This is a genomic window from Micromonospora chalcea (assembly GCF_002926165.1).
GTDB classification, from domain to species: Bacteria; Actinomycetota; Actinomycetes; order Mycobacteriales; family Micromonosporaceae; genus Micromonospora; species Micromonospora chalcea.
Genome location: NZ_MAGP01000164.1, coordinates 21,801 through 28,922, shown reverse-complemented (window position 1 = coordinate 28,922; position 7,122 = coordinate 21,801). Strand labels below are relative to the sequence as shown.

Here is a 7,122-nt window from a genome sequence, read left to right as displayed (position 1 = left end):
CATAGAGTTACGGCGGTCATGGCGGAGGGGAAACGCCCGGTCACATTCCGAACCCGGAAGCTAAGCCCTCCAGCGCCGATGGTACTGCACTCGGGAGGGTGTGGGAGAGTAGGACACCGCCGGACAACCTTTCGTTTCAGGGCCACCCCTCACGGGGGTGGCCCTGAAACGCGTCCACCCCGAAAACCGGCCCTCATGCCGGCGCGCGTGAACGGTGGACCACCCACCACTTCCCCGAACCGCCGAACCGGCCACCACACCGCCTGGATTCGGGCCGGCCGACGGGAATCACCACGTCGGCCGCGTCAGTCTCGTACCGTCGAGCCGGGACCTCTGACACCGGCCACGCCGGTGGGCCGAAACGTGACATGGCGTACGTCGGGACCGTGATCGGGGCCGACCGCACGGGGTACAGGAGTGGACATGGAGATTGGAATCATCGGGTCGGGGCACATCGGGGGCACCCTCACCCGTCGTCTGCGTTCACTCGGCCACGACGTCGCGGTGGCCAACTCCCGCGGGCCGCAGAGCCTCGCCGACCTGGCCGCCGAGACCGGCGCCCGGGCGGTGTCGGTGGAGGACGCCGTGCAGGGCGCCGAGCTGGTGGTCATCGCGATCCCGCTGAAGGCGGTGCCGCAGCTCCCGGCGGCGCTGTTCGACGGCAAGCTGGTGGTCGACGCCAACAACTACTACCCCCAGCGGGACGGCGACATCGCCGAGCTGCTCGACCGCAGCCTCAGCTCCAGTCGCTGGACCGCTGACCACCTCAAGGGCGCCCGGGTGGTGAAGGTCTTCAACAACATCCAGGCGGCGCACCTCATGGACGAGGGCAAGCCGGCGGGTACGGCAGGCCGGATCGCGTTGCCGGTGGCCGGCGACGACGCGGACGCCAAGCGGATCGTGATGGGCCTCGTGGACGATCTGGGCTTCGACCCGGTCGACGCGGGCACCCTGGACGAGAGCTGGCGGCAGCAGCCGGACACCCCCGTCTACGGCACCGACCGGGACGCCGACGGCGTACGCGAAGGGCTGGCCGCGGCGCGGCCGTGACAAGCATGGGAAAGGCCCCGCCGGATGCGTCCGGCGGGGCCTTTCCGTGTGTCGTGGATCAGTCGTCGCCCGGCTTCGGGGCGCAGATGAAGCGCGGCTCGGCGTCGTAGCGCCAGCTGAACTTCTCCCGCTTGACGACCTTGCCGTCCTTCTTGATGACCCGGAAGGCGTCCTGGGCGAACCCGACGGCGCCCGCGGCGGGGATGCAGGACGGCCCCGGGGTCAGGTACACGGTCTTCGGCTGGGTGATGTTGCGGCGGGGGCCGTACTCCGTCTTGACGCTGTCGTAGATCTTGGTGCTCCAGATCGAGACGGTGATCGAGCTGGACGTGTACGAGGTGTCGATGAGCACGCCGTGGGGCGTGTTGTTGCGGAACTTGAAGTCGAGCTGCGGCCAGTAGATGGTCGACTCGATCACGGCCGGGTAGCGGCTGAAGTAGAACGAGTGCGGCTTGTGCTCCACGTCCTCCAGCCCGGCGTAGTAGGTGGCGTTGAACAGCGTGGTGGTGAACTGGGAGACGCCGCCACCGACGCCCGGCACCAGCTTGCCGTTCACGATCGTGGGCGCGTCCTTGTATCCCTGGTCGTAGCCGCGTTCACCGGTGTGCCCGTTGAGCGAGAACGTCTCACCCGGCTTCACGAGCGTGCCGTCCACGTCCTTCGCCGCGCGGACGATGTTCTGGCTGCGCGGGGAGGAGAGGCCGCCGGTGAAGTGGGTGGTGAAGGTCGACACCCGCTCCTTGATGCCCAGCTTCGCCAGCTCCGCCTCGGTCAGCTCGGGCGCGGCCGGCTTGAGCTCGGCGGACACCGTACGGCCCTCGGACTTGGGCAGCACCGCGAGCAGGGCCGGGCCGAGCGCGGCGGCGTCGACCTGGCGGCCGGCCTTGCTGGGCACCACCTTCGGCTTGCCGCCGCTGATGGTCAGCCCGGCGTCCTGCGGCTCGACCTCCAGCTTCGTCAGCCGGTCGCCGAGCGCGGCGCGGAGCCGCTTGACGTCGACCTTCGGGGTGAGCGTGCCGGCGTCGTCGGCGGAGAAGCGCAGTGCCCGGGCGATGGCGGCGGGCGGGATGGTGACCGAACCGCCGTCGGTGGTGAGCGTCACCGGCGCGGCGACGGCGGGCCGGGCCAGCTCGGCGACGAGGCGGTCGACCTCCTCACGGGTGGTGGCGGGCCACTTCTCGACGAGCGGCACGGTGACCGGCTCGGCGGCCAGCCAGCCGGCCTTCACCACACCGGTGGCGCCGTCGGTGTCGACGGTGAGCGCCGGCTTCGGGTAGACCGGCTTCGGGGTGGTGCCGGTCCAGATGATCGCCGGCATCGTCATCTCGCGCCCCTGCGAGCCCATCACCTTCCGCAGGGCGGCCTCCAGCTTGGGCCGGTCGACGGTGACCACCGGCTCGACCGTACGGGAGCCGACGAGCCGGCTCACCGCGTGCGCGTCGGCCTTCGCGGCGGCCGCCACAGTGGCGTCCACGTCGATGGCGAGCCCCACGTCGGACGGCTTCAGCTCGGCCTTCTTCTCACCGACGGTGACCGCCAGCGGGGCGTTCAACGCCTCGGCCCGGCGCTCCAGCTCGGCGCGGAGCGCCGCCGCCGCCTCCGCGCGGCTGCGCCCGCCCAGCTCGGTGCCGAGCACCGTGGTGCCGCGGGGCACGTCACCGGCGTACGCGTAGGCGCCCAGGCCGACGCCGCCGGCGAGCACGGCCGCGACGATCCCCCCGGCCAGCAGCAGCCGGGCCCGTCGCGACCGCCCCGGCCGGCCCGTGTCGCCTCCGGGCGGTGTGGCGACCGGCTCCATCTCGACGCCGGGCCAGCTCACCGCCGCCACCTTGATGGTGGGCCGGTCGTCGGCAGCCGGCACCTTCTCGCCGTACATCGTCACTGCAACCTCGATCGGAAGTACACGCGGGGACCGCTTCCCCCGCGGGAGACACCTACGGTAACCAACGCCCGGGCGCGCCGGGAGTCTCCGGCCCGGCGTCGTGTCGGGCGTTCGGCGGTGTCGGCCCGATCACCCGATTCGGGGCCGCGCCCGGGCGCGGATCGTGGCACGGTGAGCGGGTGCTGGCGTACGGCGGTGGGTGGCTCGACCGGGCGGCGGCGCTGCGCGGTGACGCGGAGTGGCTGGCCGGGCGGCTGGCCGATCCGGTGAGCGTGGTGTTGCCGCTGTGGCGGGACCGCTGCCTGGTCGACGCGGCCGGTCCGGTCCGGCTCACCGGCGAGCACGCGTCCCGCGTCCGGTCGGCCGCCGGGGAGACCGTCTTCCTGGGGCTCGACGACGACGTCGCGGTGTTCGCGGCCGATCTCTCCGCGCTCGGCGAGCGGGCCGCCGTCGAGTTGGCCGCCGCGACGCGCGCTGTCGATGTCCGGACGCTCGTGGGCCGGCTCGACCCGGCCGGGGCGGCGGTGCAGGCGTACGCCCGGGGGTTGCTGCTCTGGCACCGGCAGCAGCGGTACTGCGGCGCGTGCGGCGCCCGGGCCGTGGCCGGTGGCGGCGGGCACATGCGGACCTGTAGCGGTGGGGAGTGCGGGCGGCTGTGGTTCCCCCGGATCGAGCCGGCCGTGATCGTGCTGGTCGAGGCGCCCGGCCGGACCGGGCGCTGCCTGCTGGCCCGGCACGCGGGCGCGGCCGAGGGCAGCTATTCGACGCTGGCCGGCTTTGTCGAGGTCGGCGAGAGCCTGGAGGACGCGGTCCGCCGGGAGTTGGCCGAGGAGGCGGGCGTCACCGTCACCGACGTGGTCTACCAGGGGTCGCAGGCGTGGCCGTTTCCCGCCGGGCTGATGGCGGGTTTCCGGGCTGTCGCCGTGTCCGAGGAGGTCCGGGTCGACGGGGTGGAGTTGCTGGCGGCGCGCTGGTTCAGCCGGGCGGAGCTGCGGGCGCGGGTCGCGGCAGGGCGGCCGCTGGGCCGGGTGGACTCGATCGATCACCGGCTGCTGGGCGACTGGCTCGCGGAGGGCTGAACACCATCACCAGCGCGGTTCCCGCGGCGGTGGCGAGCGCGCACCACATGATGCCCTGGAACGTGCGGGGCGCGACGGTGGTGGTGAGCACGGCCAGGACGGCCGCGGCGACCCAGAGCGGCGCGGACGGCCAGCGCGCGCCCGCCGCGATCTTCGCGTTGACGGCCGCGAAGATCAGTGCGTAGAGCGCGCCGGTGGCGGCGAAGAACGGGGCGTACCTCCCCAGGGACGTGTAGTCCTCGCCGCCCACCAGCCGGAACGCGAACCCGCCGGCCAGGGCCGAGGCGGCGACGAGCACGACGCCGCAGCCGGCGACGATGGCGAGCACGACGGTACGGACCCGGTTGTCTCCCACGGCGAGCCGGGGCAGCGCCAGCACCACGATCACCTGGGGGGCCCAGAGCGCGCCCTTGGTGAGCACGGTTCCGACCGCGTACGCCCCGGAGTCGGCGGGCGAGAGCAGCTGGCGGGCGAAGATCAGGTCGGCGTACGACACCGCGAGCATCGCCAGCGCGGCGGTGCCGGCGCTCGCCACCTGCCGGATCCGCATGGTGGCGGCGACGTCGTTCCCGGCGGGCCGGTCGGGGCGGGCGATCCAGGCCAGCGCCGGCAGCACGAGCCAGGCGGTGAGCATGCCGGCGAGCAGGGTGACCACGACGTCGGCGCCGAGGACCAGCGCGACGATCATGCCGCCGTACCGCCCGAGCGCCACCACCCCCATCGCCCAGGCGAGACGGACGAAGCGTTGCTCACCCTGCAGTTCGCCGAGCCACCGGGCGGCCAGGACGACAGCGACAGTGGTGCCGGCGACCAGCGCCACGACGGTCGACGACAGCCGCAGACCGGTGATCATCAGCGGCGCGGCCACGACGACGGCGCCGCCGGCGACCGCCGTGGTGACGAGGCTGACCCGGTGCGTCGGCGCGCCGGGGTGGCGGGCCCGGTGCACAGCGACCGCCATCTGCAGCCCCACGCCGGCGACGCCGGCGATCGCGACGAGGGCCAGCGTCGTGGCGAGGACGCTCAGCTCCTCGACCGGCAGGTACCGGGCACCGAGCATGGGCAGCAGGTAGGCGAGCCCGTTCGTCGCCATCGCGGCGACCGCGACGGCCGCGCCGGCGGTTCCCAGGCGGCTCGCGCCGGGCCCTGCCGTGGTCTCTGTCATCGCGCCTCATGTCGGTGTCGCCGGTGGAACGGGTTCGCCTCGAACCTCGCGTCGTCGTCGCGGCTCGCTCGTCGACGTCGTGAGGCAAGCTACCGTCCGTACTCGCCCTGTGCCTAGAGTGCTGTCCGGAGCCCCGGGTGCGACGTCGGGCCCGCTTCCGTCCAGGTTCATGGGGGTCCGTGTGCGTCGAGCGTCACCGAGCTTCGGTCCGGCGCTGTCGCGGGCCGCCGTCGCGCTGCGCCGCTGGTGGCCGGAGACGGCGCTCGGTGTCGGCGTGGTCGTCGCGATCCTCGGCCCGGTGCTGCGCCGTGGCTTCGTCCTCCGGTACGACCTGGTGTTCGTGCCGGACCCGCCGTTCGGCGCGGTGGTCTGGGGCAGCGGCTCCGAACTGCCGCGTGCGGTACCGAGCGAGCTGCTCGCGGTCGGGCTGTCGCAGATCGTCCCGGCCGACGTGGCCCAGAAGGTGCTCCTGGCCGGCTGTCTCGTCCTGGCCGCGGTGGGCGCGGCGCGGCTGGCGCCCGTCGGTCATCCGCTGGCACGGGCCGCCGCCGGGCTCGCGTACGTCTGGAACCCCTGGGTGTACGGGCGGCTGCACCTCGGGCAGTGGGCGGTGGTGGCGGGGTTCGCGGCGTTGCCCTGGGCGTTCGCCTGGGTGCTGGGGGTGCTCCGGCCGCCGCCCGTGGGCACCGGCCCGGGGCGGCGTTCCGCAGTGGCCGGAGGGGCCGCGGTGGTGCTGGGCGGCCCGGCGATGGTGCTGGCGGCGGTGTTCGCCTGTGCCCCGGCGCTGGCTCTGGCGCGCCGGTGGCGGGCGTTTGTGGCGGGGGCGGCGACGTTGGCCGGCCTGACCGCTCCGTGGTGGCTCGCGCTGGTGAGCCGGGGCGGCGCCGTCGACGTCGACGAGCGGGGGGTGGCCGCGTTCGCGGTCCGCGCGGACACGCCACTCGGCGTGCTCGGCAGCGTCGCGACTCTGGGCGGCGTGTGGAGCCGGAACGCCGTGCCGGTCGGCCGGGACCAGTGGGCGGTCGCCCTGATCGCACTGGCGCTGGCCGGCGCGGCGCTGTGGGGGTACGTGCTTACCCGTCGCCGCTGGCCGTCGGCGGCCTGGTGGGGTCTGCTCGCCGGCGCGGTGCTAGGCACGGTGGTCGCCGTGGCGCCGGCGTGGTCGCTGGGCGCGCAGGGGATGGTCGCGCTGGTCGAGCACGTTCCGCTGGCCGGCGCGGTCCGGGACGGCACCCGGCTGCTCGCTCCGCTGGCACTGGTGCAGGCGGTGGGTCTCGGGATGCTCGTGGAGTCGCTCGTGACGACCGGCGCCCGGGCGCTGGCCCCGCTGCTGGTGGTCGCTCCGGTGCTGCTCATGCCCGGTCTGGCGTGGGGTCTCGGTGGTCAGTTCGACACGGTGCGGTACCCGGCGGAGTGGGCGGCGGTGCGCGCCGAGGTGAACCGGGATCCGGCCGGGGGCAGCCTGGTGTCGCTGCCCTGGTCCTCGTTCCGGGCCTATCCGTGGGCGGGGAACGTGCCGGTGCTCGATCCGGCCTCGCGGGCGTTCCGCCGGCCGGTGGTCGGGGACCAGGACGTGCTGGTCGGCCAGGACCGGATCCGTGGGGAGAGCCGGGAGGCGGACCGGGTGGCGGCGGCGTTGGCGGCGCCGGGTGATCCGGGACCGGCTCTGCGTCGGCTCGGGGTGCGGTATGTGCTCGTGCAGACGGACCAACCGGACGCCGTGCAGGTGGAGGGCCGGTTCGTGAGCGCCGAGCTGGTCCGGCGGGACGGGGCATTGACGCTGTTGCGTCTGCCGGATTCCGATTTCTCCGGCTCGTCCGGTCGCATCGGCATAATGCCGGTCCTGGGGTATTCGGTACTGGGGGCCACCCTGATGATCGCCCTTTCGCATCGGGTCAAGCGGCAGTGACGCATGTTACTCTTCGGTACCTTTTTCCGAAGGGATC

At 73.8% G+C, this 7,122-nt stretch carries 5 protein-coding genes and 1 rRNA gene; 4 read left to right on the top strand and 2 right to left on the bottom strand.

Going from position 1 to position 7,122, the window contains the following annotated elements; all coding sequences use genetic code 11:
• Window positions 1–8 precede the first annotated feature (8 nt).
• A 5S ribosomal RNA gene (gene rrf, locus BAW75_RS28535) occupies window positions 9–125 on the top strand.
• A 298-nt stretch (window positions 126–423) separates the two neighbouring features.
• A complete protein-coding gene (locus tag BAW75_RS28530; protein WP_030502154.1) occupies window positions 424–1,050 on the top strand; it encodes an NADPH-dependent F420 reductase in 627 nt (208 codons plus the stop codon).
• A 58-nt stretch (window positions 1,051–1,108) separates the two neighbouring features.
• On the opposite strand, the gene BAW75_RS28525 is transcribed toward BAW75_RS28530, so the two are convergent.
• The gene (locus BAW75_RS28525; RefSeq protein WP_069089573.1) at window positions 1,109–2,926 is read right to left on the bottom strand and encodes a VanW family protein; all 1,818 of its coding nucleotides are present in this window, start codon (window positions 2,924–2,926) and stop codon (window positions 1,109–1,111) included.
• 185 nt (window positions 2,927–3,111) lie between these two features.
• On the opposite strand from BAW75_RS28525, the gene nudC reads away from it, so the two are divergent.
• Window positions 3,112–4,011: an NAD(+) diphosphatase gene (gene nudC, locus BAW75_RS28520; RefSeq protein WP_043327813.1), complete on the top strand. Its 900-nt coding sequence runs from the start codon at window positions 3,112–3,114 to the stop codon at window positions 4,009–4,011.
• Here nudC and BAW75_RS28515 read toward each other — a convergent pair.
• Window positions 3,908–5,176: an MATE family efflux transporter gene (locus tag BAW75_RS28515; protein ID WP_043327814.1), complete on the bottom strand. Its 1,269-nt coding sequence runs from the start codon at window positions 5,174–5,176 to the stop codon at window positions 3,908–3,910. The genes nudC and BAW75_RS28515 overlap by 104 nt on opposite strands.
• 169 nt (window positions 5,177–5,345) lie before the next feature.
• Here BAW75_RS28515 and BAW75_RS28510 point away from each other — a divergent pair, with 169 nt between their 5' ends.
• Complete coding sequence (locus tag BAW75_RS28510; protein ID WP_104115575.1) at window positions 5,346–7,085, top strand: MmpA family trehalose lipid delivery protein; 1,740 nt, start codon at window positions 5,346–5,348, stop codon at window positions 7,083–7,085.
• Window positions 7,086–7,122: the final 37 nt, after the last annotated feature.